The 25,627-nt window shown below is 48.7% G+C and carries 25 protein-coding genes and 1 tRNA gene; 12 read left to right on the top strand and 14 right to left on the bottom strand.

The window, feature by feature from the left end:
* Window positions 1-172: 172 nt before the first annotated feature.
* Together IAG03_RS03705 and IAG03_RS03700 are read right to left on the bottom strand one after the other, a co-directional pair.
* The gene (locus IAG03_RS03705) at window positions 173-1,369 is read right to left on the bottom strand and encodes an MFS transporter (protein WP_249318470.1); all 1,197 of its coding nucleotides are present in this window, start codon (window positions 1,367-1,369) and stop codon (window positions 173-175) included.
* Between the two features lie 23 nt (window positions 1,370-1,392).
* The gene (locus tag IAG03_RS03700) at window positions 1,393-2,331 is read right to left on the bottom strand and encodes an ROK family protein (RefSeq protein ID WP_249318469.1); all 939 of its coding nucleotides are present in this window, start codon (window positions 2,329-2,331) and stop codon (window positions 1,393-1,395) included.
* A gap of 259 nt (window positions 2,332-2,590) precedes the next feature.
* On the opposite strand from IAG03_RS03700, the gene IAG03_RS03695 reads away from it, so the two are divergent.
* Window positions 2,591-3,163: a sporulation protein YunB gene (locus IAG03_RS03695; protein ID WP_249318468.1), complete on the top strand. Its 573-nt coding sequence runs from the start codon at window positions 2,591-2,593 to the stop codon at window positions 3,161-3,163.
* Between the two features lie 453 nt (window positions 3,164-3,616).
* Window positions 3,617-3,704: transfer RNA gene (locus IAG03_RS03690), tRNA-Ser, on the top strand.
* An 89-nt stretch (window positions 3,705-3,793) separates the two neighbouring features.
* On the opposite strand, the gene IAG03_RS03685 is transcribed toward IAG03_RS03690, so the two are convergent.
* The 6 genes from IAG03_RS03685 to IAG03_RS03660 form a co-directional block, all read right to left on the bottom strand.
* A complete protein-coding gene (locus IAG03_RS03685) occupies window positions 3,794-5,005 on the bottom strand; it encodes a site-specific integrase (RefSeq protein ID WP_249318467.1) in 1,212 nt (403 codons plus the stop codon).
* Window positions 5,006-5,129: 124 nt separating this feature from the next.
* Complete coding sequence (locus IAG03_RS03680; protein ID WP_249318466.1) at window positions 5,130-6,041, bottom strand: ParB/RepB/Spo0J family partition protein; 912 nt, start codon at window positions 6,039-6,041, stop codon at window positions 5,130-5,132.
* Window positions 6,042-6,240: 199 nt separating this feature from the next.
* Window positions 6,241-6,501 carry a plasmid mobilization protein gene (locus IAG03_RS03675; RefSeq protein ID WP_249318465.1) on the bottom strand — a complete coding sequence of 87 codons (261 nt, stop codon included), beginning with the start codon at window positions 6,499-6,501 and terminating at the stop codon, window positions 6,241-6,243.
* Between the two features lie 57 nt (window positions 6,502-6,558).
* On the bottom strand, window positions 6,559-7,575 hold the full coding sequence (locus tag IAG03_RS03670) for an AAA family ATPase (RefSeq protein ID WP_249318464.1): 1,017 nt from the start codon (window positions 7,573-7,575) through the stop codon (window positions 6,559-6,561).
* A gap of 116 nt (window positions 7,576-7,691) precedes the next feature.
* Complete coding sequence (locus IAG03_RS03665; protein WP_249318463.1) at window positions 7,692-8,051, bottom strand: cysteine-rich VLP domain-containing protein; 360 nt, start codon at window positions 8,049-8,051, stop codon at window positions 7,692-7,694.
* A complete protein-coding gene (locus IAG03_RS03660) occupies window positions 8,044-8,271 on the bottom strand; it encodes a helix-turn-helix domain-containing protein (RefSeq protein WP_249318462.1) in 228 nt (75 codons plus the stop codon). The genes IAG03_RS03665 and IAG03_RS03660 overlap by 8 nt, the downstream gene beginning before the upstream one ends.
* Before the next feature lie 1,106 nt (window positions 8,272-9,377).
* On the opposite strand from IAG03_RS03660, the gene IAG03_RS03655 reads away from it, so the two are divergent.
* The 7 genes from IAG03_RS03655 (at window position 9,378) to IAG03_RS03625 (ending at window position 15,808) form a co-directional block, all read left to right on the top strand.
* Entirely contained in the window at window positions 9,378-9,566 is a 189-nt protein-coding gene (locus IAG03_RS03655) for a helix-turn-helix domain-containing protein (protein ID WP_177465015.1), read from the top strand.
* An 18-nt stretch (window positions 9,567-9,584) separates the two neighbouring features.
* Complete coding sequence (gene fic, locus IAG03_RS03650; protein WP_249318461.1) at window positions 9,585-10,199, top strand: protein adenylyltransferase Fic; 615 nt, start codon at window positions 9,585-9,587, stop codon at window positions 10,197-10,199.
* A 9-nt stretch (window positions 10,200-10,208) separates the two neighbouring features.
* The gene (locus IAG03_RS03645; RefSeq protein WP_249318460.1) at window positions 10,209-11,291 is read left to right on the top strand and encodes a Fic family protein; all 1,083 of its coding nucleotides are present in this window, start codon (window positions 10,209-10,211) and stop codon (window positions 11,289-11,291) included.
* Between the two features lie 55 nt (window positions 11,292-11,346).
* Window positions 11,347-12,852, top strand: a complete 1,506-nt coding sequence (locus IAG03_RS03640; RefSeq protein WP_249318455.1) for a type I restriction-modification system subunit M — start codon at window positions 11,347-11,349, stop codon at window positions 12,850-12,852.
* On the top strand, window positions 12,842-13,954 hold the full coding sequence (locus IAG03_RS03635) for a restriction endonuclease subunit S (protein WP_249318454.1): 1,113 nt from the start codon (window positions 12,842-12,844) through the stop codon (window positions 13,952-13,954). The genes IAG03_RS03640 and IAG03_RS03635 overlap by 11 nt, the downstream gene beginning before the upstream one ends.
* 323 nt (window positions 13,955-14,277) lie before the next feature.
* A complete protein-coding gene (gene xerA, locus IAG03_RS03630) occupies window positions 14,278-15,261 on the top strand; it encodes a site-specific tyrosine recombinase/integron integrase (protein ID WP_249318448.1) in 984 nt (327 codons plus the stop codon).
* Window positions 15,262-15,274: 13 nt separating this feature from the next.
* Window positions 15,275-15,808 (top strand): restriction endonuclease subunit S, encoded by a 534-nt coding sequence (locus tag IAG03_RS03625; RefSeq protein WP_249318445.1) that lies wholly within the window; start codon window positions 15,275-15,277, stop codon window positions 15,806-15,808.
* Here IAG03_RS03625 and IAG03_RS03620 read toward each other — a convergent pair.
* Window positions 15,805-16,371 carry a restriction endonuclease subunit S gene (locus IAG03_RS03620; protein WP_283242992.1) on the bottom strand — a complete coding sequence of 189 codons (567 nt, stop codon included), beginning with the start codon at window positions 16,369-16,371 and terminating at the stop codon, window positions 15,805-15,807. The two genes, IAG03_RS03625 and IAG03_RS03620, sit on opposite strands and share 4 nt — an antisense overlap.
* A 167-nt stretch (window positions 16,372-16,538) precedes the next feature.
* Here IAG03_RS03620 and IAG03_RS03615 point away from each other — a divergent pair, with 167 nt between their 5' ends.
* From IAG03_RS03615 to IAG03_RS03605, 3 genes are read left to right on the top strand one after another with little or no spacing between them, the layout of a single operon-like run.
* Entirely contained in the window at window positions 16,539-17,810 is a 1,272-nt protein-coding gene (locus IAG03_RS03615) for an FRG domain-containing protein (protein ID WP_249318443.1), read from the top strand.
* A 2-nt stretch (window positions 17,811-17,812) separates the two neighbouring features.
* Complete coding sequence (locus tag IAG03_RS03610) at window positions 17,813-20,875, top strand: type I restriction endonuclease subunit R (protein ID WP_249318441.1); 3,063 nt, start codon at window positions 17,813-17,815, stop codon at window positions 20,873-20,875.
* 2 nt (window positions 20,876-20,877) lie between these two features.
* Window positions 20,878-21,957: a hypothetical protein gene (locus tag IAG03_RS03605; protein WP_249318440.1), complete on the top strand. Its 1,080-nt coding sequence runs from the start codon at window positions 20,878-20,880 to the stop codon at window positions 21,955-21,957.
* A gap of 169 nt (window positions 21,958-22,126) precedes the next feature.
* Here the strand turns inward: IAG03_RS03605 and IAG03_RS03600 are convergent, their stop codons facing one another.
* The 5 genes from IAG03_RS03600 to IAG03_RS03580 form a co-directional block, all read right to left on the bottom strand.
* Window positions 22,127-22,498: a TnpV protein gene (locus IAG03_RS03600; protein WP_249318438.1), complete on the bottom strand. Its 372-nt coding sequence runs from the start codon at window positions 22,496-22,498 to the stop codon at window positions 22,127-22,129.
* Between the two features lie 315 nt (window positions 22,499-22,813).
* Entirely contained in the window at window positions 22,814-23,383 is a 570-nt protein-coding gene (locus IAG03_RS03595; protein ID WP_249318436.1) for a helix-turn-helix domain-containing protein, read from the bottom strand.
* Between the two features lie 443 nt (window positions 23,384-23,826).
* Window positions 23,827-25,065 carry a tyrosine-type recombinase/integrase gene (locus IAG03_RS03590; protein WP_249318435.1) on the bottom strand — a complete coding sequence of 413 codons (1,239 nt, stop codon included), beginning with the start codon at window positions 25,063-25,065 and terminating at the stop codon, window positions 23,827-23,829.
* Between the two features lie 107 nt (window positions 25,066-25,172).
* Entirely contained in the window at window positions 25,173-25,403 is a 231-nt protein-coding gene (locus tag IAG03_RS03585) for a helix-turn-helix domain-containing protein (RefSeq protein WP_015559102.1), read from the bottom strand.
* Window positions 25,394-25,621, bottom strand: a complete 228-nt coding sequence (locus IAG03_RS03580; protein WP_249318434.1) for a hypothetical protein — start codon at window positions 25,619-25,621, stop codon at window positions 25,394-25,396. Before IAG03_RS03580 ends, IAG03_RS03585 begins: the two co-directional genes overlap by 10 nt.
* Window positions 25,622-25,627: the final 6 nt, after the last annotated feature.

The following is a 25,627-nucleotide window of genomic DNA, read 5'->3' as shown; positions in this document are numbered from 1 at the left end:
CTTTTCGTGCCTTTTAAAAATGAATTTTCAAAAGCAAATTTTAAGGCTGAATTTTGAAGTTTGTGTTTTTGGATGCCTGCTTTCGGAAATATGCAATAATATGCGCTTTCAGAAAATTCCGACGAGTTAACAAATTTTCTTTTTTTCTGAAAAATTCTTTAAAAGCCGGTTCTCAGGCTTCGGTTTCCGCAGAAAGCGCAGCCTTGCTTTTGGCAACCGCACAAGAAGCCAGTTCCGCGCAAAGACCGCACAGCAGAATAAAGCCGATAATCACGCCCGGATAGATGCTGAGACTGGTCCAGCGGGAAACCTGTCCGAGCAGCATCGGCATAAAGGTGATGCCGACATAGGCGCACGACATCTGGTAGCCGATGATTTTTTGCGAATTTGCGATGCCGAACCGGCGCGGTGTTTCATGCAGCATTGCAGGATAGATCGGCGCGAACCCGATTCCGACAAGCAGCAGACCGGCCATCAGGACAATATCCGGCGCGGGGAACAGGAGCAACGCGGCGCCGAACGCGGAAATTCCGACACCAAAGCGAATGAGGTTGGTATTGCTGAGCTTCATACTGACAAATCCGGCGAGCATCCGGCCGATGGTGATTCCGCCGTAGTAGATGGAAATGGCGGCGGCCGCCTTCTCTTCGGTAAAGCCGCGGTGCTGGACGAGGAAGCTGCTTCCCCAGAGTCCGGTTGCAAGCTCTGCGGCGCAATAGAAAAACAGAACGAACAGCGTGACTTTGACGCCTTTAAGCTTCCAGATATTCGCCGCCTTTTGGTGTGCGCTTTTTTCCTCCATGTCGGCAGCTTCCTGGTACTGGACTTTTTTCCAGAGGGGAAGGCTGAGGAGTACGATGACGGCCAGAACCATCTGAATAGAGGCGATAATGCGGTACCCGGTGTGCCAGCCGTTCGGTTTCATGATGTACCCGGAAATGATGATCGGTCCGAGCATTGCGCCAAGTCCCCAGCAGCAGTGCAGCCAGTTCATGTGGGTGGCTTTAAAATGCACGGCAACGTAGTTGTTGAGCGCAGCGTCGATGGAACCGGCGCCGAGTCCAAGCGGTACGGCGAGAATCAGCAAAAGCGTGTAACTTTTAGAAAAGCTGAAACCCATGAGCGCGCCTGCTGTCAACAGGACGCTGACAAAGGAGACCGCGTGGGTGCCGAATTTATTGATGACCTTTTCGCTGAGCAGCGTCGAAATGATGGTGCATCCGCAGATCGTCATGGTGATGATACCAGCGGACGAAACCGAAACGCCGAGATCTTTGTGGATCACCGGCCAGGCGGAGCCGAGAATGGAGTCCGGTAGGCCAAGGCTGATGAATGCAAGATAAATTACGATGAGCAGTAAAGCTGCCATGTCGGGGTTCCTCCTATGTAACCTTAAAAATGCGCTTCCTGCAGGAGCGCTTCTTCGACTCGTTCGAGGGTTTGGCGGATCATGCCTTTTTCAAAATGGGGCTCAAATGCGTGGGAAAGAACGATTTGCGGACAAAATTTTCCGGATAACAGGTCGCAAACTTTTTGCGCGACGATTTCTGCGGTATCGTCCGGAAGAGACTCGCCATAGAGGACAATGGTGTCCGGCGCAAGCAGACAGCAGATGGCGCTGCACAGCTTTGCGGTGTCCGCAAGCGTCTCCGCGCGGCTTTTCGGAGCAAGCCAGTCGATCCCAAAGGGCTGCGGCCGCAGTTCTCCGGCAAAGTGCTGCTTTCCGCGATAGATTTCTCCGTTTAAAAGGATACCGGCGCCGGGAATGTATTTTCCCGGGAAATAAATGCCGACTGTACAGCTTTCGGAGGCGTGCGCTTCTTCAGAAAATCCCAGAATGGCGGCGTTGATGTCGTTTTCAAAGAAAACGGGGACGCCATAGGCCGCGGAGAGGGAAGCCGTCAGGCGGGTTCCAACCAAGTCCGTGTAATCGTTGATTGTGACTACGCCGTCCAGTTCTTCTCCGGGAAGGCCGATCCCGACGGCGGCAATGTCCGGATATTGGGCGAAGGCATCGGCCAGTAATTGCATCAGATACGAGAGTGTGACGCGGTCGGGAAGGAGATCGCTGCGGTAGACCGATTTGCCGCACAGGTCCGTCACGCGCAGATGCAGGGTGTCGCACCCGTTTTGTGTGTGACCGTATACGACGGCGGCATGCCGGAAATCCGGGCGAAATCGATAGGTTTGCGACGGCCGTCCGCCGGCGGAGGGAAGCAGGTTTCCGGGAAGAACCTCTGTGCTTTCCAAAAGCTGTCGGATCAGGTTGTTTACCGTGACGTAGCTGAGACTGGTTTGCTGCGCAAGCGTCTGTACGGATGCACAGTTCATTTTTCGCAGGCAGCGCAGCACAGCGCGCCTGTTTGCAAGGCGGATTGCCGCAGTATCTTTTGGGGGCCGTTTTAAAATGCCGCATCGCCTCCTTGACGCTTAAAAATTACTTTTTAAATGTATTTTAATAAGCCAAGGCGATTATATCGGAAATTTTGGGTGAAGTCAAGAAAAAAGAGAAAAATCCATCCGGTTTGGCACACTTTTTTCAAATCAGCATAGGATAGAGAAAAAGCGGGTCAGAAGGGGAGGGATCCCAGTGCGGCAAAGAGGAGCGGGCAGACGCCTAAACGCAAAGGGGAAACTGTTTTTTTGCGGGATTTTCTTTCTGCTGGGACTTCTGGTGTTCCGCGTCTGGTTTGCACCAATTTTGCAGGCTTCTGCAGAAAATGAGGCCAAACGCTTTGCGACAAAGGTCATCAGCGAAGCCGTCGGCGAGGTTTTGCACGAAAACAACGACGCACTTGTCGGGTGCCTCTCGCAGATTGATACGAGCAGCGGCACAGTTGCCCGTATGACAACAGACGCTGCAAGCGCGAATCTGCTGAAAGAGGCGGTTCTCGTGCGTGTCAATGAGGCGCTCGGGGAGCAGACACAGCAGGTGCGGCTGCCAATCGGAACGCTGCTGGGAAATGAATGGCTCTATGGGCGTGGTCCGGAAGTTCCGCTGCAGATTGTGCTGGCCGGAATCCACACGTTTTTGCCGGGATCGCGCGGTGAAATGGAAGTCGAGACCAATGTTTTGGTTGCGGAGGCCATTCTGGTGGGCGAGGTGCCGAAGGTCTATGCAAACGCGGGATTTGCCGCCGGAGAACCGCAGACCACCCCGTAAACACGGGTTTCACAGGATAATTTTAGAATTCCGCCCGAAACCCCTTGACTTTTTGCGCCATTTTCCGTAAAATAGATAAGCATTGTGTTGATATGCGTTTCAAAACACATCGGAAGCCGCCGGACGGAGCGATTGTTTTAGACAATTGGCTGTGCGGTCCGATTTTCTTCTTTGATGTGCTTATGTGCAAGCCGTTTTATGTGTCTGAATGCAAAATGCGAACGGATCACGTGCAGATATCAATACAATTTTATCCGGAGAGGTATCGAAGTGGTCATAACGGGGCTGACTCGAAATTTCGGCAGGGCCTGTGATTTTCGTCCCCCCGCTTCTCCTTGATGTTCCTCAACACAGAAAATCTCAAAATCGAATATTTTTTGCCGTCTCTCCTGTTTTCTCTCCAACGAATTTTTGAGCAAATTTTTGGAAAGAAAACCGGACGAAAATAGACACGGAGAGTTGTCCGAGTGGTCGAAGGTGCAGCACTCGAAATGCTGTAGACCGAAAGGTCTCTAGGGTTCGAATCCCTAACTCTCCGCCACAAAAAGCCTGTAATCACGCCGATTACAGGCTTTTTTATTTTTGCCCAAAGGATAAGCCTGCACGATCTTCGGTTTTCAAGGGAGAAAATCAGCTGTTCTCCCCGGCACTGATCGAACTCCAGCGGCTGCTGAAGTCGCCGCCCTCCGGCAGAGCAAGCCCTGTCTCCATCGCCTGCGCCGAAGTGATCTTGGACTTGTAATCCAAGTGGGCGTAGATGTTCGCCGTGGTGGTAAAGTCGCTGTGCCCCAACCACTCCTGAATGTGTTTGAGGGGGACGCCGTTGGCCAGCAGCAAGCTGGCACAGCTGTGACGCAGATCGTGAAAGCGCATCCGGCGCAAACCGTGACTCTCCAGAAATTTCGGAAATGCGTTGGTCAGGTATTCCACCCGCATCCGCTCGCCCAACTCATCCACGAATACAAAGCCATCGTATTCATAGTTGTAGCAGTTGCCGCAGACCTGCTTGTTCAGCTCCTGCGCCTCTTTCACCTGCATAAAGTATTCCCGGAAGCTGCCGATGAGCGGCAGTGTGCGCAGGCTGGACTTGGTCTTGGCGGATTGCTGCTCAAACTCCTGATACTTGCCGTCGATGATCGTTGAGGTCACGGTGCGCTTTACGGAAATGGTGCCCTGCTCAAAGTCGATGGCATCCCATTTCAAGCCCACCACCTCGCCACGGCGAAGTCCGTAAAAGGCAGCCACCAGCACAGGCAGCTCCAGCTTGGTTCCCCGAAGGGCTTCAAACATCTCCTGCATCTCGTCCGCCGAGAGAAAGACCGGCTGAAAGCTGTTCTTTCTGGGCCGGTCCACCTTGTCCGCCACATTCTGGATCAGCATATCGGTCTTGACTGCATATTTCAGTGCTGAGTGAATGACGGCGTGATAATGGATAACGGTATTGGGCGTGACCCGCCTGAGCATTTCGGAATAAAACATCTGCAAATGTCGGGCTTCCAGTTCCCGCAGTGTCAATTTCTTCTTGCGAAAATAAGGGACGATGGTGCTTTTCAGCAGTCCTTGATAGGCACCGTAGGTTGCGTGGGCCAGACTTCCCTTGGCGATCTCCAGCCATTCCAACAGATAATCGGCGAACAGCATATCACTGCTCAGGTCGCCCGCCTCTTTGGGCGGTTCAAACTCCGCCCGGAGCCTTGCCAGTTCCGCCTCGGCCTTGCGCTTATTTCCCTTTTCGGAAAGTCCCAGCGAGATCCATTTCGTTTTTCGCTGCCCTCCGGCGTTTTTGTAGTTCAGCACGGCATAATACTTGCCGTTTTTCAAAGTCAGATGTCCTGCTACCATTTTGTTTTCCTCCTGTCTCTTTCTATTTGCAGAACAGAACTCCAAACCGACAGCATCAGTATACCACCGGTTTGGGGTTCTCTCTATTCTGCGATTTGTTTGATTGCAGCCGTATCGGTACGAATCAGCGGGCATCCCGGTTTCGTTCTCTCTGCCGCTTCAGCAATTCCAGCCCCTTGATGATGTCCCGGCGCATTTGCTCTTCGGTGTAGCCGGAGGGGAAGTATTTCCGCAGCTCCTCCCGCTTGAATTTCAGCCGCTCCTGCTGGTTTGGTTTCGTCTCCGCCAGCACGGCGTAGATTATCTGGTCATCCAGCACGCCCTCCTGCGCCAGCTTTTTCAGGCGGATGCTCTGGGCGTGGGACGGGGTGCAGTCGTTCAGCGCCATCGCGTCCAGCACCGCCCGCTGCTGATACGAGTCTAAGTAGGAAAGCTCCACCGCCGGGTTGAAGGCGATCTTGCCGTCGTCCACCATCGAAAGCAGCTCGGGAATCAGGTAGGTCAGGCGGATATATCTTCGCACTTGGTCTTTGCTCTCACCTGCATCGTCTGCCACTTTTTCTACGCTAAGCAACTTCTCTGCAACTTGCACAGAAGTGACACCTTGATGTTTGATTGCATCCAGCTTCATCTTGTAGGCGAATGCCTTTTCGCTGGGCAGTATGGTCTCTCGCTGCAAGTTGGCGTCCACCATTGCGATCACCGCTTCATCGTCGGACAGCTCCCGGACGATGACGGGCATCGTCTCAACGCCCAGCACCTGACACGCCGCCAGCCGCCGGTGGCCGGAGATCAGCTCGTAACCACCGTCGGGCAGCGGCCTTGCCAGCGCCGGGGTAATGGCTCCCACCTTGCGGATGCTCTCGATCATCCGCTGCATCTCCTCGTTGTTCTGCACCTTGAAGGGGTGACCCTTGAACGGGTGCAGCTCGGCCAGTGGAATATTCCGCACCCGCTCCAGTTTGGCATCGTCCCGCTCCGCCTGCGTGGAAAACAGATCGTCCAGCGTGGGTAAAGTAAAATCAGATTTTCTCATTGTGTTGTCCTCACTTTCATAGTTTTTTCTTTCGGGGTCTTAGGGCACGCCCTAACGAGTGTTTTGCGCTCCGGCCCTGCCGGGAGTAAAAACGCGCTGCTCGCTCAGATGACGCAGGCATCGCAAGCGGATACACTGTTTGGCTCCGACAGGAGTAAAAACAGTCTGCTCGCTTAGACTGCGCAGGCGTAATTCTCGCTTACTTTAATTCATTCAAAATTGCTTCCAGCCTGCTCAGAATTTCCTCTTTCTGAAGCTGTGGAAGCTCCGCTTTCAGGCCGTTCAGCATCCGAAACAGGCGGTAATCCCGCCCCGTGATGGCCGCTTTGGCCTCTTTCCCAAGCCCCAGCCGCCGCAAGTATTCCGACAGCGACAGAGAACAGAACCGGGCATTTTCCAGCAGCTTCTGCTTCTCCTGCTCGGTCACACGGACATTGATCCCGTAGTTTTTGCTGCGCATTTGTTCACCCCCTTTCTTCGGTTTGTGACGGCAATGACGGTTGTGACGGGGATTTCCTTATATAGCGATCCCGGCGTCATTTGCGTCATCGCCGTCACGGCGCAGAAATTTGATGAGTCGGCTTTTGCCTGTGCGCTTGGTGCGATACTCGATGCCCAGCGGCTCCAGCACCTCATAGGCGAACTGGCCGAGATACTTTGTGACCATATTGGGCGTGACCTCCTGCTCCTTCATTTCGGCCAGCAGCTCCGTAGCCGTGCCTACCCATTCGGTGCGGCACTCCATAAAGTCCACCACCCGAAACAGAAATTTCGGCAGCTCCGCCTTATGAATGTCCTCGCTGTTCTTGCGCTCCACCAGCTCCCAGACAAGGTCGTTAAACTGCAAGGTCAGTTCCTGATATTCCACATCCCGCCCGCTGACCAGCAGCGTAGCGGCGTTTCCGCTGCGCTTACGGCGCAGGATGAAGTTGGTGTCCGCAGCGCCGATGATACCGGTGGAGCCGCTGACATCGTTAAAGGGATCGTCGCTGTCTTGCAGCTTTCGCAGGTGATGCACCAGCAAAATGGCGATGTTGAAGCCGTCGGCAATGCGCTTGATGGAGGAAATGTCATCGTAGTCGTTGCCGTACATTCCTGCCTTTCCGGCGCTGCCCTTGGAGTCCCGCACCTTTTGCAGCGTGTCAATGATGACCAGCTTGGTGGCGGGATGCTCGGTCAGGAAATCCGTGATCTGCTCCTCCAGCCCGCCGCCGATCAGCCCGGAGGTCACGGCAAAATACAGATTGTCCGGGGCGCTGTCGGTAAGATTGTAGAGCCGGTCTTTGATGCGGCGCTGGGTGTCCTCAAGGCTCAGATAGAGCACATCGCATTGCAGCGTGGGCAAACCCCAAACGGAATTTCCCTGCGCCACTTGCAGCCCCAGCCACAGCATCAGCCAGCTTTTGCCGATCTTGCTGGCACCGCTGATGACATTGACACCCTGCGAAATGAGTCCGTCCACGACGAACATCGTCTTGCTCATCGGCGTGGACAGCAGGGTCTCTGCGTCCACGGTTTTCAGTTTGTTACCCATAGAAATTTCTCCTTTGTAGAATGTTAGAAATGAATTTTGACAGGTGCAGATGGAAACGGCCACCCGCACCCGCTTCGCCCTCAAAAAAGCCCCGGGAATCAAGGCTTTCCCGGCGCTTAATGTTCGACGTTGCGTCGCCGTCTGGCCGAGTCTGCCTTCTGCTTGCGCCGGATGGAGCGGCCGCATTCCGGGCAGTACTTCTGCCGGTTGCTGCCGGGTGCAAAGGGCTTTCCGCATCGGTCGCAGAGCCGTGTGCGCTGCCGGTAAATGTCGGCGTAAAGTGCCTTGTCGGTGGGTAGAACCGCCCGCCGAAAGTACTTACACAGCAGCGAATAGGAAATCATCTGCACGCACACGCAGCCCTCGCCATCGTCCAACGGCAGGCAGTTGCCGCCATCATAGTTGGCGCACAGCCGCCGGATCAGCCGGTTGCAGCGTGTCCTTTGGGCGGGTGTCAGGCGTTTGATCTCATCCAACCTTCTTCACCTCTTTCTCCATTACATAGTTGATGACGCTGATTTTCGGGATCTTCAGCGTCGTGCCGATCTTCACGGCGTGGATATACCCGTAGTCGATCAGCTTGTACGCCAGCTTGCGGCTGATGCCCAGCATCTCCCTAAGCTCTTTAACGGTCACAATGTCCGGGTATTCCGGAAACATCATCTGATAAAGCTCTCTGAGCTCTCCTTTCTTCATAGGTTTGAACCTCCTTTGTCTGTTCTGAAGCCGCATTTCTGCGGCGGTTTTTGCTTGCTGCCGCTCATCCGCATCGTTCCTGCCCCGGAATCTCACCACGGCGTATTGCTTCTTTGGTGCGCTCTCGTCGCAGCAAGTTCCATATCATTCGCTTCCGCACTCGTGCGAAAGCTCATTCGTTTCACTGCTGCTCCTCTTCCCACAAAATCTTTGATTTTGCGGGAGCCCTGAATTATCGGGAAGTCGTGGCGTCACTTGCCGGAAGCATATCCTTTGGAGGCGGCAATTCAATTTTCAAGGTGCACAGGGAGAGAGTCCCCTCAATAGGTAGGCAGCGAGAAGGCCTGTTTTTTAACCCCCTCACTAATCAACTGGGAAAATTTTTTTGATTTGTACGAAGGAATTTTGAAAATTTCCTCTGAAAGCCTCTCTACTAACCAACTGAGAAATTTTTTCGGATTTGAACGAAAAAACTTTTGAGAATTTTTCTGCGAACCCCTCTACTACTTAATTGGGAATTTTTCCGGCAAAAATAAAAAGAAGTTTGAAGAAAATTTTTAAGCGCCCCTCCCACTAATCAACTGGGAACTTTTCTGGCAAATAACAAATGGGTTTTAGAAAAATTTTTTAAGTGCCCCTCCTACTAACCAATTGGGAAATTTTTTGAGATTTTGGCAAAGTAATTTGAAAAATTCTCTCAACTTTTCAAAAGGTCCCTCTACTTACTCTGAATAAGGGGTGCCATTTGGCAGGGTACTTTTCAAAATTCCCCACAAAAATATTTCTCCCTTCACTTACTCTGAATAAGGGGCGCCGTTTGTGGGGGTGTTTTCGAGAAAATTCTCGAAAAATTTTCCGTCCTCACTTATTCTCAAAATTGCAAGACCATTTGTGGGGGCGTTTCCGAAAAAAGAGATATGTAGCAAAAAAGGTTTCTCCGCTCAAATCAGTAAACCGAGCGGGGAAACCTTTCACTTTTAATTATAAGATTTTCTTCTGAATCCCTCGTAAATCCGCAATAATCCTTGATAAATCGGCATCGCCGTGATATACTTAAATTGTATAATTGTAGCTATCGGAAACTGCCTGAAAGTGAGGACATTTTAATGGAACCGACCATCGAACGCTGGTACTCAATGAAAGAGATTTGCGAATACCTCGGCGTCAGCCGTGATACGGTGCTCGCTTGGATAGAGAAAAGAAATATGCCCGCTGCGAAAATAGGCCGCCTTTGGAAATTCAAGGTCAGTGAAGTAGACGCTTGGATGAAGTCCGGCGTGGCGGCGGATAAGTAATTATTTTGGAGGTGCGATATGGCACTGGAAAATAAATTTGGGCTGACAAGCTCCGCCGATCTTGCCCGTGAAGAAGAACGCATCAGCAAGAAAAAGGCGGTAGAACTGTTTGAAAACGGCGTGCTTGATGCCCTGCCAGCAGGTATATTCTTGACCTTGCAGGCAATTCACAAATATCTGTTTGAAGATATTTACGACTTCGCCGGTGAGTTGCGCACGGTGAATCTGGCGAAGGGCAATTTCCGCTTTGCACCGCTGATCTATCTGGAGGCGGCACTAGCCAACATCGACAAGATGCCGCAGTCCACTTTTGACGAGATCATCGAAAAATATGTGGAAATGAATATTGCCCATCCCTTTCGGGAGGGCAATGGGCGCAGCACCCGCATTTGGCTTTACCATATCCTGAAAACCGAAATTGGTAAGGTCATGGACTGGAGCAAGGTGGATAAAGAGGATTATCTCCTTGCAATGGAGCGCAGCCCCATCAAGGATGTGGAGATCAAGGTACTGCTGAAGGCGGCACTGACCGATGAGGTGGGCAGCCGTGAGGTGTATATGAAGGGTATTGACCACAGCTACTATTACGAAGGGTACACGACCTTCAAGGCGGAAGATTTGAGCAAGGAATGAGGTGCAGATATGCCCGATCAGAATTGGCAATTTGAACTGGAAGAATATATTAAGCAAGGCGAACCGGACCGGGCAGAAAAAAGTGAAGCGTGGCAGACCGCCATTGGCTTGCAGGCGGTTGACGGGCTGAACACCTCTGCCTATCTGCTGGATACGGCCAAGGATCACATTGAGGGCAAAATCACCATCGATGAAGCCCAGCAGCGCATTCATAGCTATTATGAGCAGCGTACCACCCGCACCGAAATAGAGAACGAAACGAAAGAAGCGGACATCGTCTCCGCCAGAATTGCAAAGCTGTTGGGCGAAAAAGCCTTCCAATTCTCGCCTGCCGAGTGGCTCTCCATCCATCGCAGGCTGTTTGAAGGCGTGTTCCGTCACGCGGGACAGGTTCGGCAGTACAACATCACCAAGAAAGAGTGGGTGCTGAACGGCGACACCGTGATCTATGCGGACTGGAACAGTATCAAGGATACGCTGGATTACGATTTTGCCACTGAAAAACAGTTCTCCTATGAGGGTTTGTCCGTAGATGCAGCGGTGAAACATTTGGCAAAATTCGCTTCGGACATTTGGCAAATCCATCCCTTCGGCGAGGGAAATACCCGTGCCACCGCCGTCTTTATGATCAAATATATGAAAACCTTCGGCTTCCGTGTGAACAACGACGCCTTTGAAAAGAATTCGTGGTACTTCCGCAACGCCTTGGTCCGAGCGAACTATACAAATCTGCAAAAGGGTGTTCACTCCACCACAAAGTTCTTGGAGATGTTCTTCGGCAATCTCCTTTTGGGCACGGATTACGAGCTGAAGAACCGCTATATGCACATTGATTATGTGGAGGAAAGCAATTCTCAAAGTGTCAATTCCAAAGTTCCAAAGTCTCAATTTGACACTTTGGAATGTTCGTTGGAAGAACTGGCCATCTTGGAGTTAATTGCAAAAAATCCGGCCATCAAACAGCAAGAGCTGGTTGCAGCAACGGGGAGATCTCTCAGCACTGTAAAGCGAATTATGAAGTCGCTGCAAGGTAAAAACTATATCCGCCGAGAAAGCGGTAAGAGATACGGAAAATGGGAAGTGTTGGTTTGATTTATCGCACGCTCCAATGCAATGCGAAAAAATAACGTAGGAAGGGATTCATTCTATGGCTAACGGAAACAACGCCACAATCGGCTTTGAAAAACAAATCTGGGACGCTGCCTGTGTCCTTTGGGGACATATCCCCGCAGCAGAATACCGAAAAGTGATCGTAGGACTTATTTTCCTGCGCTACATATCCAATGCGTTTGAAAAGCGTTATCAGGAGCTTGTCGCTGAGGGCGACGGCTTCGAAGATGACCGTGACGCCTACGCCGAAGATAACATTTTCTTCGTACCGGAGGATGCACGGTGGAGCAAGATTGCTTCTGCTGCTCACACCCCTGAAATTGGCACACTCATCGACAATGCAATGCGGGCTATTGAAGCAGAGAACAAAAGCCTGAAAAATGTGCTGCCTAAAAACTATGCAAGCCCAGATTTGGACAAGCGTGTTTTGGGCGATGTGGTTGACCTGTTCACCAATATGGATATGAGCGATACCAAAGAAAACAAGGATCTGCTTGGAAAAACATATCAGTATTGCATTCAGCAGTTTGCTGCATACGAAGGTGTTAAGGGCGGCGAGTTCTACACGCCGGAAAGTATCGTTAAAACGATTGTTGCAATTCTAAAGCCTTACGAAAATTGCCGTGTGTACGATCCCTGCTGTGGTTCTGGCGGTATGTTCGTTCAGTCAGCCGATTTCATAGAAGCACATCGAGGAAACCGGGGGAAGATCTCAGTCTATGGGCAAGAGTCAAACGCCGATACTTGGAAAATGGCGAAGATGAATATGGCGATCCGTGGTATCGATGCCAACTTCGGGCCGTACCAGGCAGACACTTTCTTTAATGACCTCCACCCTACGCTGAAAGCAGATTTTATTATGGCAAATCCGCCGTTCAACCTCTCCAACTGGGGACAGGAAAAGCTGAAGGACGATGTGCGTTGGCAGTTTGGTACGCCCCCCGCCGGTAACGCCAACTACGCGTGGATTCAACATATGATCCACCACCTCGCCCCCAACGGCAAGATAGGTCTTGTTCTTGCAAATGGTGCGCTGTCCACTCAAACCAGCGGTGAGGGGGAAATCAGAAAACGCATCATTCAGGCCGACCTTGTGGAGGGAATTGTAGCTCTGCCGACACAGCTTTTTTATAGCGTGACCATTCCCGTCACCCTCTGGTTTATCAGCAAGAATAAAAAGCAAAAGGGCAAGACGCTTTTTATTGACGCCCGAAAGATGGGACATATGGTTGATAAAAAGCACAGAGATTTCACCGACGAGGACATTCAAAAATTAGCAGATACCTTCGAAGCATTCCAAGAAGGGACATTGGAAGATGTAAAGGGCTTCTGTGCTGTGGCAGACCTTCAGGCGATCGAAAAGCAGGACTTTATTCTGACTCCGGGCCGATATGTGGGCATCGAAGAAGTTGAGGATGACGGCGAACCCTTCGAGGAGAAGATGACCCGTTTAACCTCTGAGCTTTCGGAGATGTTCAAAAAGTCCCACGAGCTGGAGGATGAAATCCGCAAAAAACTGGGGGCGATTGGGTATGAAATATAATCTATCAGATGTCTGTTCACGACTTAGCAGTGGAAAAAACATCAGAGCCAGTGAAATTAGTTCAGAAGGGGAATATCCTGTGTTTGGCGGAAATGGTCAAAGAGGTTTTACTAACCATTTTAACTTTGACGGTGAGTGCGCAATTATCGGCCGCCAAGGCGCATTCTGCGGGAATGTTCGGTACTTTTCGGGCAAGGCGTATATGACGGAACACGCCGTTGTGGTTTGTGCAAATGATAAAAGCAATATTCGTTATTTAGCTTATCTGCTTTCAAGAATGCAATTAGGCCGCCTGTCTGGGCAATCGGCACAACCCGGCCTGTCGGTGAAAGTGCTAGCCCAACAAGAAATAGAACTTCCGCCTATTGAATATCAAAATAAAATTGCAAGTATTTTGGGCAGTATCGAGGCAAAAATCTTTCTAAATACAGCGATAAATGATAATTTAGAGCAGCAAGCTCAGGCGTTATACCAGGAACTGTTCATTACTAATACTGATCCGAGTTGGGAAACAGGTACCATTAGCAATTTGGGAACTGTTATTGGCGGAAGCACACCCTCCAAAGCAAGGCCGGAATACTACACTAAGAACGGGATTGCTTGGATAACCCCGAAGGATTTATCAATTAATAAATCAAAATTCATAACTCACGGCGAAAGCGACATTACCGAGCTTGGACTAAAAAACAGCAGTGCGACTGTCATGCCCGAAGGAACAGTTTTGTTTTCATCCCGTGCCCCCATCGGTTATATTGCTATTGCTGCTGGAAATATCACGACGAATCAGGGTTTTAAGTCGGTTGTTCCTAATGCTGAAATTGGTACCGCTTATGTCTATTACTACTTGAAGCAGAATCTATCAATGATTGAGAGACTAGCGTCCGGTTCAACATTCAAAGAAGTTTCCGGAGGAACAATGAAGTCTGTTCCTGCAATCGTTCCGGACAGCAAAACCATACAAGAATTCAACAACTTCTGTTTGCCGATATTTGAACAGCAGAAAGTTTTAGAAACACAGAATCGAACATTGGCGGGTTTAAGGGACAGTCTTTTGCCTAAGCTGATGTCCGGCGAACTGGATGTATCCGCCGTCGAGCTTTAAGCCGCTAAATTATCATTTAGCTTAAAAAGGGGGGTATTAGGTGCAATACTTCAAAGGTGTTCCTATTGAAAAAATTGGATACTGTAAATGTCGTCAACAGAGTGCTATTTTCACCGAAAACGAAGAATTTGGATACTGGGATGTTTGCTGTGACTGCAAAAAGCCACTTGAAGACGGGTTCCACTATTACAATCATTATGACGGAGAAGATCACGACGATTTAGACCTATATAACTGACTGTATATTGCTCTCATCAGTGGCGAGAGTTTTATCAAAGGAACAGCCGCTGTGTATCGTTCTCTTTTGGAAAAGGAGAACGACAATGAGACAAAAATTGATTCAAACTGTTGTTACAGATATGCTTTCATACCTGAACAACGCACAAGTCGAAAAGCTGCAAGAGGTTTTACTGCACACTCTGTGGGATTATGACATTAGTCCTTCCGATGGCAAGACCAAGGAGCAGGAGCAAGACCTTTTAGCACTTTTTCTTGCCGCCAAGCGTATTGAGGGTTGTTCCGAAAAGTCACTGAATTACTATCAGGCCACCACACAGGCAATGCTTGACGGCATCGGGAAACCAATCAAGGAGATTGTGACAGAGGATATTCGTCAGTACCTGACGAATTACCAAAGGGAACGCCATTCCAGCCGAGTGACCATAGATAACATTCGGCGTATTCTTTCATCGTTCTTCTCTTGGCTGGAAGATGAGGATTATATTCTTAAAAGCCCCGTTCGCCGGATACATAAGGTCAAAACAGCGTCAAATATCAAGGAAACCTACTCTGACGAAACCCTTGAGCTGATGCGGGATAGCTGCTCTGAAATGCGGGATTTGGCGATGATCGACCTGCTTGCTTCAACCGGAATGCGTGTTGGAGAAATGGTGCTTCTAAACCGGGATGATGTGGATTTTGCAGAGCGGGAGTGCGTGGTGTTTGGCAAAGGAGACAAAGAGCGAATGGTCTACTTTGACGCCCGAACAAAGCTGCACCTGCAAGCCTATTTGGAAAGGCGCAATGATGATAATCCAGCACTGATCGTTTCTCTGAAAGCACCTTTTAAACGCCTATCCATAGGCGGTGTCGAGACGAGATTACGGGAATTGGGCAGGCAGTTGGGCGTACACAAAGTGCATCCGCACAAGTTCCGACGAACGCTGGCCACAATGGCGATAGATAAAGGAATGCCCATAGAACAGCTTCAGCAATTACTGGGGCACAAGCGGATTGACACGACTTTGCAATACGCAATGGTCAAGCAGAGTAATGTAAAATTGGCACACAGAAAATATATCGGATAGGATGGTGAATGAAGTGGCTAAATGGTTTGAAAAAAGGTTAGACGAGATTGCCGAATTTAATCCTCGTGAGTCACTCAAAAAAGGAAGCATTGCAAAAAAGATTTCAATGGATAAATTGCAGCCATTTTGTAGAGATGTACCCGGATTTGAATTAGAACCATATTCCGGTGGTACAAAATTTCGTAACGGAGACACCATAATGGCTCGCATTACACCGTGTCTTGAAAATGGCAAAACTGCAAAGGTTAGCGTACTTGAAAATGGTGAGGTCGGATTTGGTTCCACCGAGTACATTGTGTTCAGAGCAAAAGACGGATGTGATCCTGATTTTCTTTACTACCTTGTTACCAGTCCCATAGTAAGGGGACCTGCAATCAAGTCTATGGTTGGTTCATCGGGCAGACAAAGAGTCCAGACGGATGTCCTTCAAACGCTGATGGTCAAAGTTCCAGACTTAGAAACACAGCAATCCATATCCGGAATTCTGAAATCTTTGGATGATAAAATCGCCGCAAATAGAAAGATAAATGATAATTTAGCGGCTTAAAGCTCGATGACAGATGCATCCAGTTCGCCGGACATTAGCTTGGGCAACAAAGTATCTCTCAGTGAAGTTAATCGAGCATTTTCATCTCGTAAATTTCGTATCTGAGAAAAGATTGGCTGAATGAGTTCGTCAAAAGAGAAAAGCGCAGTGCTTGAAGGAATAATTGCCGGGACTTTCTTTAAGTTTTGCTGACTGACCTTCTGCTGAACAGCGCCTGTTACTATGGACTTTATATTGGTCAAGCCGAAAAACAGGTAGAGTTCTTCGACAGAAAAGCCTTCTTTGCCGGTGATTATGTGTGCGTGATTGTTTACCCAAAACCGACCATAAACATATTGCAGAATTGGGAAGCCCAGATTATCAACAACAGTTCCATCCTCACCAAGCAGTAGATAAATCCCGTCAAACAAGTAGTTGTCGACATAGTCCATAAGCGAAGTCGCCCCATAGTATGGGTATAATTTCGCCATTTTGCTCCTTTCGGTGCCTGAAAGCGGGACTCGTTTGTAGTCGTGGAGTTGGATAATATCACCAACGGTTCCGATTCTCCATCCTTCGGGCAGTGTGCCATCGCTTGAAAATGGAGAAAAATCTAAGAACCAGTCTTTATAGAGCGCTTTTGCTTGCTGCTCTAAATTATCATTTACCTATCCCATACACAAAAACAACTCATTCATTGAGAATACAATGGCACATACTATAGTTGCTGCGCTAAAGAGGAGGTAACACATTGGCTTATAAAGAACTAGAAGTTGGCGAGCTGACCGAGATTGATTCTGTCAGTTCATTTATCAGCGCTGTAAAAGCACTGAAGGAATCTGATGACGGTACCTCCACTGAGCTATATTTTCGCGGGCAAGATGCAGAATTCTGGGATATTGAGCCGAGCATATTTAGAAACAATATGCTTAGTATAGAGCACCGGCTTATGCAGATTCCTTTGCAAAAAATCCCGGCAGAATTCAAAGAATTTCATACGACTTTTGACATTATGACAAAGTATCAACACTATGGTATGTGTACAAGACTGCTGGATCTGACCACAAACCCGCTGGTAGCGCTGTACTTTGCTTGTAAATGTCACGGCGAGGAATCTTATATTGACGATGACGGTGAGGAAAAACACGAGCCATACGGAGTGATTTACTACACCCGAAACTACTATCCCTCTTTGCCAACGGATCTTGAAGTTCAAATCGTCTCCGCATTAGCAAATTACGATCTTTCAAAAGAAAACACGGTTGCGAATGTCCTTGCCAGATTAAAGCGGGATCATATAATCGACGAAGAAACAAGGAAAAAGTGGTCCACGCAAAACGGGTTTCAAGAGTTTGCAAAGATTGTTCAGGAAAACTATATGGTCACTCCTACATATACGAATGAGCGATTAAGAAAGCAAAGCGGTGTATTCCTCTTAGCCAGTCTCTTTTCTGTTTCAGGCGTCGCTGATATAGCAAAATCAGTTATATCCAAATCGAGGGGCGATCTGCGGAATGCATTTGAAAAAGAATTCTTCTTCATTCGTGGTGAAAATAAGGAAGAAATCCTGAAAGAGCTTGACCTGTACAACATTAACGAAGCAACCCTGTTTCCTGAATTGGAGCACCAGCTCAGTTATATCAAATATATAAATAGCGGAAATGTACAAGCAGTTGCCGATTTTGAGAAGTATGACACACATGCAAAAGCAGATAGTACGCCTCAAAATCTTGACGATGAATCCTTGAACACCTATATCCTCTCTAATCTGTCTAATCTTTTGAGTGGTATAGCCAAGCCAAAAGAAATTGAAGATCTAAAAGGAATCATTCAAAGCAATTTCGCTGTTGATTGGTATAACCGAGATGCAATCATAAGCAAGCTTCGAATGTCTATCTCAGGTTATTATTTTGTAAAGCTCAAGGATAAAAAAGAAGCAAAAGAAAAAGCTGTACAGATTACCACTTGCCTGAGACAAGCAGTAAATGATTATACTGCAACCAATATAAAAGGTGGGGAGTAAATATGCCGGGATATAACACAGAAGCTGATTATGAAAACGCTATAATCGAGCTTTTCAAAAACGATTTGGGCTATGAGTATGTTTATGGCCCAGATGTGGAACGGGACTTTAAGAGCCCGCTCTATGATACTGTATTGGAGGAGTCTTTGTATCGTCTGAACAAGGGCTTACCTGCTGACGCCATTAACGACGCTTTATTCAAGCTGCGCAACTTTGAAAATGGCGAGCTTGTGCAGAAGAACGCCGAATTTATGGAGTACCTGCAAAGCGGCATTCCGGTCCGCTACTTAGAAAAAGGCGAGGAGCGTTCCGGCATTGTGTATCTCGCTGACTATTCCCACCCCGAAAACAACTCCTTTATCGTTGCCAATCAATGGACCTTCATTGAGAACAGCAACAAGCGTCCGGATATTATTCTCTTTCTTAACGGCTTGCCTGTTGTTCTTGTTGAACTAAAATCCCCCTCCCGTGAGGAAACAGACGCTTCTGAGGCCTATCGGCAGCTTCGGAATTATATGCAGGAAATTCCGTCGATGTTCATTTACAACGCCATCTGTGTGATGAGCGATCAATCTACTTCCAAGGCAGGAACGATCACCTCAGGTGAAGATCGTTTTATGGAGTGGAAAACAAAAGACGGCAGTTATGAAAATACCCAGTATGCACAGTTTGACACCTTCTTTGAAGGGTTGTTCCAAAAAGATCGCCTGCTGGATATTATCAAAAACTTTATATGCTTTTCAAACGAGGGGATCAAGAGCTTCAAAATTCTTGCCGGATACCATCAGTATTTTGCAGTAAGAAAAGCAATCGAATCTACCAAGCACGCAACCGTGACCGACGGCAAGGGCGGTGTTTTTTGGCATACACAGGGCAGCGGAAAGTCGTTATCTATGGTTTTTTATGCGCATCTACTGCAAGATGCCTTGGACAGTCCCACGATCGTTGTGCTTACCGACCGCAACGACCTTGACGATCAGCTTTACGGCCAGTTTGCCAAATGCAAAAAATTTCTGCGGCAGGAACCTATCCACGCAGAAAGTAGAGAGCATTTGAAGTCGCTGCTTGCCGGCAGACAGGCAAACGGGATTATCTTTACTACAATGCAGAAGTTTGAGGAATCCCACGAGCCACTTTCTGAGCGCCGCAATATCGTCGTGATGGCAGATGAGGCCCACCGTGGGCAGTACGGGCTTGCGGAGAGAATCAAAATCACAACTAACGAGGATGGCGAAGAAGTCGCCAAACGTGTTGTTGGCACGGCTCGCATTATCCGCAACAGCTTGCCCAATGCTACATACATCGGCTTTACCGGTACGCCGATTTCTTCCAAAGATCGCAGCACCCGTGAGGTGTTCGGTGATTACATTGACATCTACGATATGACGCAGGCTGTCGAGGATGGTGCAACACGCCCGGTCTACTATGAAAGCCGTGTTATCAAACTGCATTTGGATGAAGCCACCTTGCGCCTCATTGATGCTGAATATGATATTATGGCCAATAACGCCGATCCGCAGGTTATCGAGCAGAGCAAAAAACAACTTGGCCAGATGGAGGCTGTCCTGGGCAACGACCAGACGATCAATTCGTTAGTCTGCGACATTCTTGACCACTACGAAAATAACCGTGCGAACCTGCTCACGGGTAAAGCGATGATTGTTGCGTATTCTCGTGCCATTGCTATGAAGATATACAACCGCATTCTCGAACTGCGTCCGGCTTGGACGGAAAAAGTCGCCGTTGTAATGACCGAGAGCAACAAAGACCCGGAAGAATGGCGTAAAATCATTGGAAACAAGCACCACAAAGACGAACTGGCACAGAAATTCAAGGATAATGACAGTCCCCTGAAAATTGCTATTGTCGTAGATATGTGGCTGACGGGCTTTGATGTACCATCCCTTGCAACAATGTATGTCTACAAACCGATGCAGGGCTACAACCTGATGCAGGCCATTGCCCGTGTCAATCGAGTCTTCCGTGATAAGGAAGGCGGTCTTGTCGTCGACTATGTAGGTATCGCTTCCGCCTTGAAGCAGGCAATGAACGACTATACGGTACGGGATAAAAAGAACTATGGCGATACCGATGTCGCAAAGGTTGCATATCCCAAGTTCCTCGAAAAGCTCTCTATATGCCAAGATCTGTTCCATCACTACGACTACTCAAAGTTTATGTCCGGCACGGATCTTGAGCGGGCAAAAACAATCAGCGGCGCTGTAAACTTCATAATGGGACGGGAATTGGAGGAAGAACGGGATACTTTCCTCAAAGAGGCACTGATGCTTCACCAAGCGCTGTCTCTCTGTTCTTCCTTGGTAGATGAGCCGATGCGGTTTGAAGCAGCTTTCTTTGAGTCTGTCCGTGTCCTTGTCATTCGGCTGACTAATCAGGGCGGTGGGCAAAAGATTTCTCTCCCGGAGATGAATGCCCGGATCAATGAGCTTTTGAAGCAGAGCATCAAGAGTGACGGCGTCATCAATCTGTTTTCTGATGTTAACTCCGAATTTTCTCTGTTTGATCCGAAGTTCCTTGAAGAAATCTCCAAGATGAAGGAAAAGAATCTCGCCGTAGAATTGCTGAAAAAATTGATCGCCGAGCAGGTTCAGATTTACCGCAGGACAAATGTGGTCAAATCCGAAAAATTCAGTGAGATTATGCAGCGGGCGATGAACGCCTATCTGAACGGTATGCTGACAAATGAGCAGGTCATTGATGAGATGATGAAGCTTGCCAAGCAGATCGCCGCTGCGCACAACGAAGGTAAAGAACTTGGCCTCACGGCGGATGAGTTAGCATTCTATGATGCGCTGACAAAGCCACAGGCAATCAAAGATTTTTATAAAAATGATGAATTGATCGCCATTACCAAGGAACTTGCTGAAACCCTTCGCAAGAACCGCACGATTGACTGGAACAGGCGTGAACAGGCAAGGGCAAGAATGCGCATGCTGATTAAACGCCTTTTGAAAAAACATAAGTATCCGCCCGAAGGGATGGACGATGCTGTTCAAACTGTTATGACGCAGTGCGAGCTTTGGACGGATAATATGGAGGAGTGAGTATGGACACACAGAAGCTTTCTATAGCAATTCAGGCGTTTATAAAAAAGCAATCCACCAATGCCGCATATTACGAAGAAAACTGGAATGAACGGAAAGAGCGAAAAGCATACTACCAATCCTTCACCAAAGATAAGCTCTTGGCAATGACCGAAGAAGATTTCCTTGAGTATATCAGCAGGCTTTGGGCAGTTCTGATGTGGGGAAACAAAAAATATGTTGTCGATAAGCTGATTGAAGATAATGGCTTTTCTACGCTTAAAAAGCAGTTAGCCGACCTGTTGTACGGATCTGCCTCTGTAGAGAAGCGGTGGGATATTTTTCTGAAATCTGTAAAAGGTATGGGACCTGCTACAATCAGTGAACTGCTTTCCTATATGAATCCGCAGGAGTACATCGTATTCAACAAGACAACCATTCTTTGTTACGGTTACTTGGGGATTCCGAATATGCCCAAGTACAACTACCAATACACCGGAAAGAAATATACTGAAGTGTGTGCGGTTGCAAAGGAAATTGCATCCAGTCTGAAAAAAGCAGGCGCTGCTGATTCGGACTTGCTGGCTGTTGACTATTTCCTGTGGGATGAAATTCTCCCTCTCGCAGAAAAGGATGTCCCCACCACAGATGCAATTTCTATTTCTCAGGAGCCCGTTTCTGCCAGAGATTCAAGATCGCTTCACGATGAAATCAAAGACAAGCTGGTGGACATAGGAAAGCTGCTTGGCTTTGACAGCCGCTCTGAAGTAAAGATTGCAACAGGCGCAGTTGTGGATGCTGTCTGGGAAGCTAAAATCGGCAATATGGGGAAAGCAATTTATGTTTTTGAGGTACAGTCTAAAGGTTCCATCGATAGCCTTATTCTAAATCTGAAAAAGGCACAGAGCAATGCAGCGGTTCAAGCTGTTGTCGCCGTTGCAGATGAAGAACAGCTTGCGAAGATCATTCAGGAAAGTGCCGGTGTGATTGATGAAAAATCTCTGCGAACTTGGGACTCCGAAGATGTTTTGGCAGTTTATGATGCGCTAGTGCGGGCACACGAATCAATCAACAAACTGGCGCTTGTACCGGAAAGCTTCTGACCTCTTGCTCTGATAAAGTTCGGAACAATATCAAATTTAGTTTGACATAGTTCCGATAAAACAATGACATTGTTCCGGTAATTTTTGATATTGTTCCGAACATTGTTCTTTTTCGTTCGGTCAGAGCTGTATATAAAACAAGCGGAGGCCATCGACCTCCGCTTGCTCGTTACCCGTATACAATCTCCTGCATCACGGCCTCGTTTGCCCGATGTCGGATGCCGTTCATCTTCCGCACCCACGCCTGCGGGTCATTGGCCTTTACCTCCTCCGTCACACCCTCGGCATCTGCGTATTGTTCTACCAGCCGAAGAAAGAGTTCCTGCGCCTGCTTCTCGATGTCTGCAAGGTGCCCGTCCAGCGTCCCGGCGGTCAGCAGGTTATAATACAGCACTCGGTGATGCTCCTTCAGATAAGCTCGCCGCCGCTGGCCGTAAATGCCGATGGGGCGTTCTTCTTCGGGTGGTAAGCAAACATCCGGTAGGCAGTAGTCGCCCTGCCTTGTGTAAGTGCCGCCCAGCTGCTCAAATAGCGATTTCATATGTGATCCTCCCATTCAAAATTTCCCCGGCAGGCCTGCAATGCAAAATGCACCCGCCTTTCGGTTACAGTCTACCAAAACCGAAAGGCAGGTGCGAGTGTGCGAATTTCAGAATCGCAAGGTCAGTACGATATTGTGACAGGTTATAGGCTTTAGGCCAAAATACGATGCACCTGTATTTTGGCCCGAACGGGGCAATTCCGTACATCTGCAACAGGCCCCCACCTTGTATCCACAAAAAATGCAGCGAACTTTTGCTGTGCGGGCACACTTTTTACAACGAACTTTGCAAATGCCCTTAAATCGTTGCAAAGATCACTTCCGCTTCATCTTCCTGCTGAACTCGTTCAGCGTCTGGATATGCCAGAGGCTTTTACGGGTAATGGAGCGGAAGGTCAGGGAACAAAAGAAGTCCACGAGAAAAATTTTCGGGATACAGAACTTCAGTCCCTTTTGGAAGGCTTTCAGTGACCCACGGCTGCACCAGTTGTGGACGGTGGTCAGGGTATAGCCGGTCAGGGCCACCACATCCTTTACCGTGACCACGTCCGGATATTTGCGCAGCAGCTTTTCATAGTAGCCGTGCATCTGCCGGAGGGTGTACTCGGGCAGCTCCTTAGAGAGCCTCGCCACATAGTGGGTGCCGTACCAGCCCTTCGGCGCAGAGTAGAGTTCAGGGAAAATCGCCCGTTCCTCCAAATATGCTTTCACATCCTCTTTTCGGATTTTATAGCACCGGGTTTTCTTACCCGACCACTCACAGGGCACCTTGCCGCTTTTGAGCAGATGCAGCGCCGTGGACTTGCTGATGTGGCATATTCGGAAGAATTGCTCCTTGTTCATCACCTCGGGAACGCTGTCCCAGTTAACGGGGAATACATCCATTTGTAACACCTCAAAAATAGATTTTCGTCGGTTGGAAGCTCTATCCTGCGGTGTATGGCCGTCTCCCGATTTTTCTCTCCTATCTTCCCGCATTTCTCTCCAAAATCGGGAAAAATGCCGATTTGAACCCACTTTCAAAAAAGCCTGTCCAGCAAGGCTTTCCGGGCGAAAAAGCCTGATTTCAAGCGGCTTTCGGCGGGTACGGGGCTTACAGAAACGACCCCAAAACGGACACCCCCGTCACAGTTGCATAAAAGACTCGAAATCAGTTTGCGAGCAATCGCACATGGGTTCGAATCCCATCCTCTCCGCCAAAAAAGTCCAGTAAACTCAAGGGTTTGCTGGACTTTCCTTTTTCGTCCGACTCCTTGAATTTTCCGATTTTCGCGTTGGAACGGCGTTAGAATTGGCCGTTTTTGCGTTAGAACAGCGTGTTTTTTTAGTCAAAAAACGGGGTTCAAATCCGGTTCTGTTATTTTGCCCTGCTCGGTTACATTTTCCCAGCGGCTCCCGAAATCATCTGACCTCGGAAGAAGCATTCCCTGCTCCATGGCCTGCGCCGAGGATATTTTGGATCTGTAGTCGAGATGGGCATAAATATTAGCGGTCGTGCTGAAATCCGAGTGGCCGAGCCATTCCTGGATTTGCTTCAGCGGCACGCCGTTAGCCAGCAGCAAGCTGGCGCAGCTATGGCGAAGATCATGAAACCGCATCTTCGGCATCCCGTGTTTTGCTATGTACTTAGGAAAGTACTCCGTCAAATAGTTCGGGCGCATGCGCTCTCCCAGTTCATTCACAAAGACATAACCGTCATAATCGTAGTTATAGCAATTGCCGCAAACCTTCTTGTTTAGCTCCTGGGCCTCTTTTACCTTTTGAAAGCAGTCGCGGAAGCTCCCCACCAAGGGAAGCGTTCTCAGGCTTGATTTGGTCTTAGCAGAATCCTGCTCGATAATTTTCATGGTGCCGTCAATCGTTGCCTCAGTGACTGTTCGTTTGATGGTCAGCGTTCCGCGATTGAAATCGATCGCATCCCACTTTAGCCCGAGCACCTCGCCACGGCGCAGTCCATAAAACGCAGCAATCAAAACCGGAAGTTTCAGCCGCGTTCCCTTGACAACCTCAAACAGCTTCTGCATTTGCTCCGCATCAAGGAAGGTCGGCTGAAACGAGTTTTTCCTCGGCCTATCCACCTTCATAGCAACATTCTGCGGTACCATGTCGGTTTTCATCGCATACTTCAAGGCCTGATAAATTACCGCATGATAGTGGATAACCGAATTCGGCGTGACGGTTTTCAGCTTCTCCGTATAAAACTGTTGGATGTGCCGAGCCTCCAGTTCTTTCAAGGTTAGCTCCTTTTTACGGAAATACGGGCCAATCGTGCTTTTGACCATTCCTTGATACGAGCCGAATGTTGCGGGCTTGATTCTCGCTCTGACAATCTCAAGCCATTGATCCAAATAGTCTGCAAAGAGCATATTCGAGCTTAGTTCTCCGGCAACCCGAGGAACCTCAAATTCGCTGCGAATACGAATAAGTTCCTGTTCTGCCCGGCGCTTATTGCCTTTTTGGGGCAATCCTGTCGATACCCACTTTTGATGACGCTTTCCTGCTGCATCCCGATAGCTGAGAACGGCATAATAGTAGCCGTTCTTCAGCGCAAGAGTTCCTGATACCATTTTTATTACCTCCGGAATCATTGAATTGTTACAGGCATCTCCCACCGACATCTATATTTTATTCGGTCGGTGGGAGATACTCAAATATGCGATTATCAAAACGGAGTTCAAATCGCACTTTTTCCCTGATCCATGACATACTCAATGACATTGACCTTGGGTATCCGGAAAGCATTTCCGATTTTCAGGCCTCTGATATACCCGTCATTGATCAAGTCATAGGCAAGATGGCGGCTGATACCAAGCATCGATTGGAGCTGAGTGATGTTCACGATGTCCGGATACTCCGGAAACATCATCAAGTACAGTTCTCTCAGCTCAGACTTTTTCATTGCCATTCGTCTGCCACCTCATCTTTCTTTTCCGCTTTGGAGTAGATGATGAAATCGTACCCGTTGCGATAATTACAGAAATCACAGCGCTCTTTTGCTTGTCCGTGATTCTCCCGCACGATCTTATAGATTCCTGTGTCGAGGAACTGACCAAGGCAAACCGGGCAAAGGCACAAATACATCGGTCTATTCAAAACGGAGTTCTTCTCGCTCAAATAGTTCATATTCTG

The organism is Yeguia hominis (genome assembly GCF_014384705.1).
In the GTDB taxonomy this organism is placed as follows: domain Bacteria; phylum Bacillota; class Clostridia; order Oscillospirales; family Acutalibacteraceae; genus Yeguia; species Yeguia hominis.
Note: the sequence above shows the minus strand (reverse complement) of the source record. Positions and strands in the feature narration are given on the sequence as shown.

Excerpts from the sequence above, each read along its gene's own strand:
- IAG03_RS03705 (WP_249318470.1), bottom strand. The coding sequence starts at position 1,369 with ATGGCAGCTTTACTGCTCATCGTAATTTATCTTGCATTCATCAGCCTT.
- IAG03_RS03700 (WP_249318469.1), bottom strand. The coding sequence starts at position 2,331 with ATGAACTGTGCATCCGTACAGACGCTTGCGCAGCAAACCAGTCTCAGC.
- IAG03_RS03685 (WP_249318467.1), bottom strand. The coding sequence starts at position 5,005 with ATGGTAGCAGGACATCTGACTTTGAAAAACGGCAAGTATTATGCCGTG.
- IAG03_RS03680 (WP_249318466.1), bottom strand. The coding sequence starts at position 6,041 with ATGAGAAAATCTGATTTTACTTTACCCACGCTGGACGATCTGTTTTCC.
- IAG03_RS03675 (WP_249318465.1), bottom strand. The coding sequence starts at position 6,501 with ATGCGCAGCAAAAACTACGGGATCAATGTCCGTGTGACCGAGCAGGAG.
- IAG03_RS03670 (WP_249318464.1), bottom strand. The coding sequence starts at position 7,575 with ATGGGTAACAAACTGAAAACCGTGGACGCAGAGACCCTGCTGTCCACG.
- IAG03_RS03660 (WP_249318462.1), bottom strand. The coding sequence starts at position 8,271 with ATGAAGAAAGGAGAGCTCAGAGAGCTTTATCAGATGATGTTTCCGGAA.
- IAG03_RS03655 (WP_177465015.1), top strand. The coding sequence starts at position 9,378 with ATGGAACCGACCATCGAACGCTGGTACTCAATGAAAGAGATTTGCGAA.
- fic (WP_249318461.1), top strand. The coding sequence starts at position 9,585 with ATGGCACTGGAAAATAAATTTGGGCTGACAAGCTCCGCCGATCTTGCC.
- IAG03_RS03645 (WP_249318460.1), top strand. The coding sequence starts at position 10,209 with ATGCCCGATCAGAATTGGCAATTTGAACTGGAAGAATATATTAAGCAA.
- IAG03_RS03640 (WP_249318455.1), top strand. The coding sequence starts at position 11,347 with ATGGCTAACGGAAACAACGCCACAATCGGCTTTGAAAAACAAATCTGG.
- IAG03_RS03635 (WP_249318454.1), top strand. The coding sequence starts at position 12,842 with ATGAAATATAATCTATCAGATGTCTGTTCACGACTTAGCAGTGGAAAA.
- xerA (WP_249318448.1), top strand. The coding sequence starts at position 14,278 with ATGAGACAAAAATTGATTCAAACTGTTGTTACAGATATGCTTTCATAC.
- IAG03_RS03610 (WP_249318441.1), top strand. The coding sequence starts at position 17,813 with ATGCCGGGATATAACACAGAAGCTGATTATGAAAACGCTATAATCGAG.
- IAG03_RS03605 (WP_249318440.1), top strand. The coding sequence starts at position 20,878 with ATGGACACACAGAAGCTTTCTATAGCAATTCAGGCGTTTATAAAAAAG.
- IAG03_RS03600 (WP_249318438.1), bottom strand. The coding sequence starts at position 22,498 with ATGAAATCGCTATTTGAGCAGCTGGGCGGCACTTACACAAGGCAGGGC.
- IAG03_RS03595 (WP_249318436.1), bottom strand. The coding sequence starts at position 23,383 with ATGGATGTATTCCCCGTTAACTGGGACAGCGTTCCCGAGGTGATGAAC.
- IAG03_RS03590 (WP_249318435.1), bottom strand. The coding sequence starts at position 25,065 with ATGGTATCAGGAACTCTTGCGCTGAAGAACGGCTACTATTATGCCGTT.
- IAG03_RS03585 (WP_015559102.1), bottom strand. The coding sequence starts at position 25,403 with ATGGCAATGAAAAAGTCTGAGCTGAGAGAACTGTACTTGATGATGTTT.
- IAG03_RS03580 (WP_249318434.1), bottom strand. The coding sequence starts at position 25,621 with ATGAACTATTTGAGCGAGAAGAACTCCGTTTTGAATAGACCGATGTAT.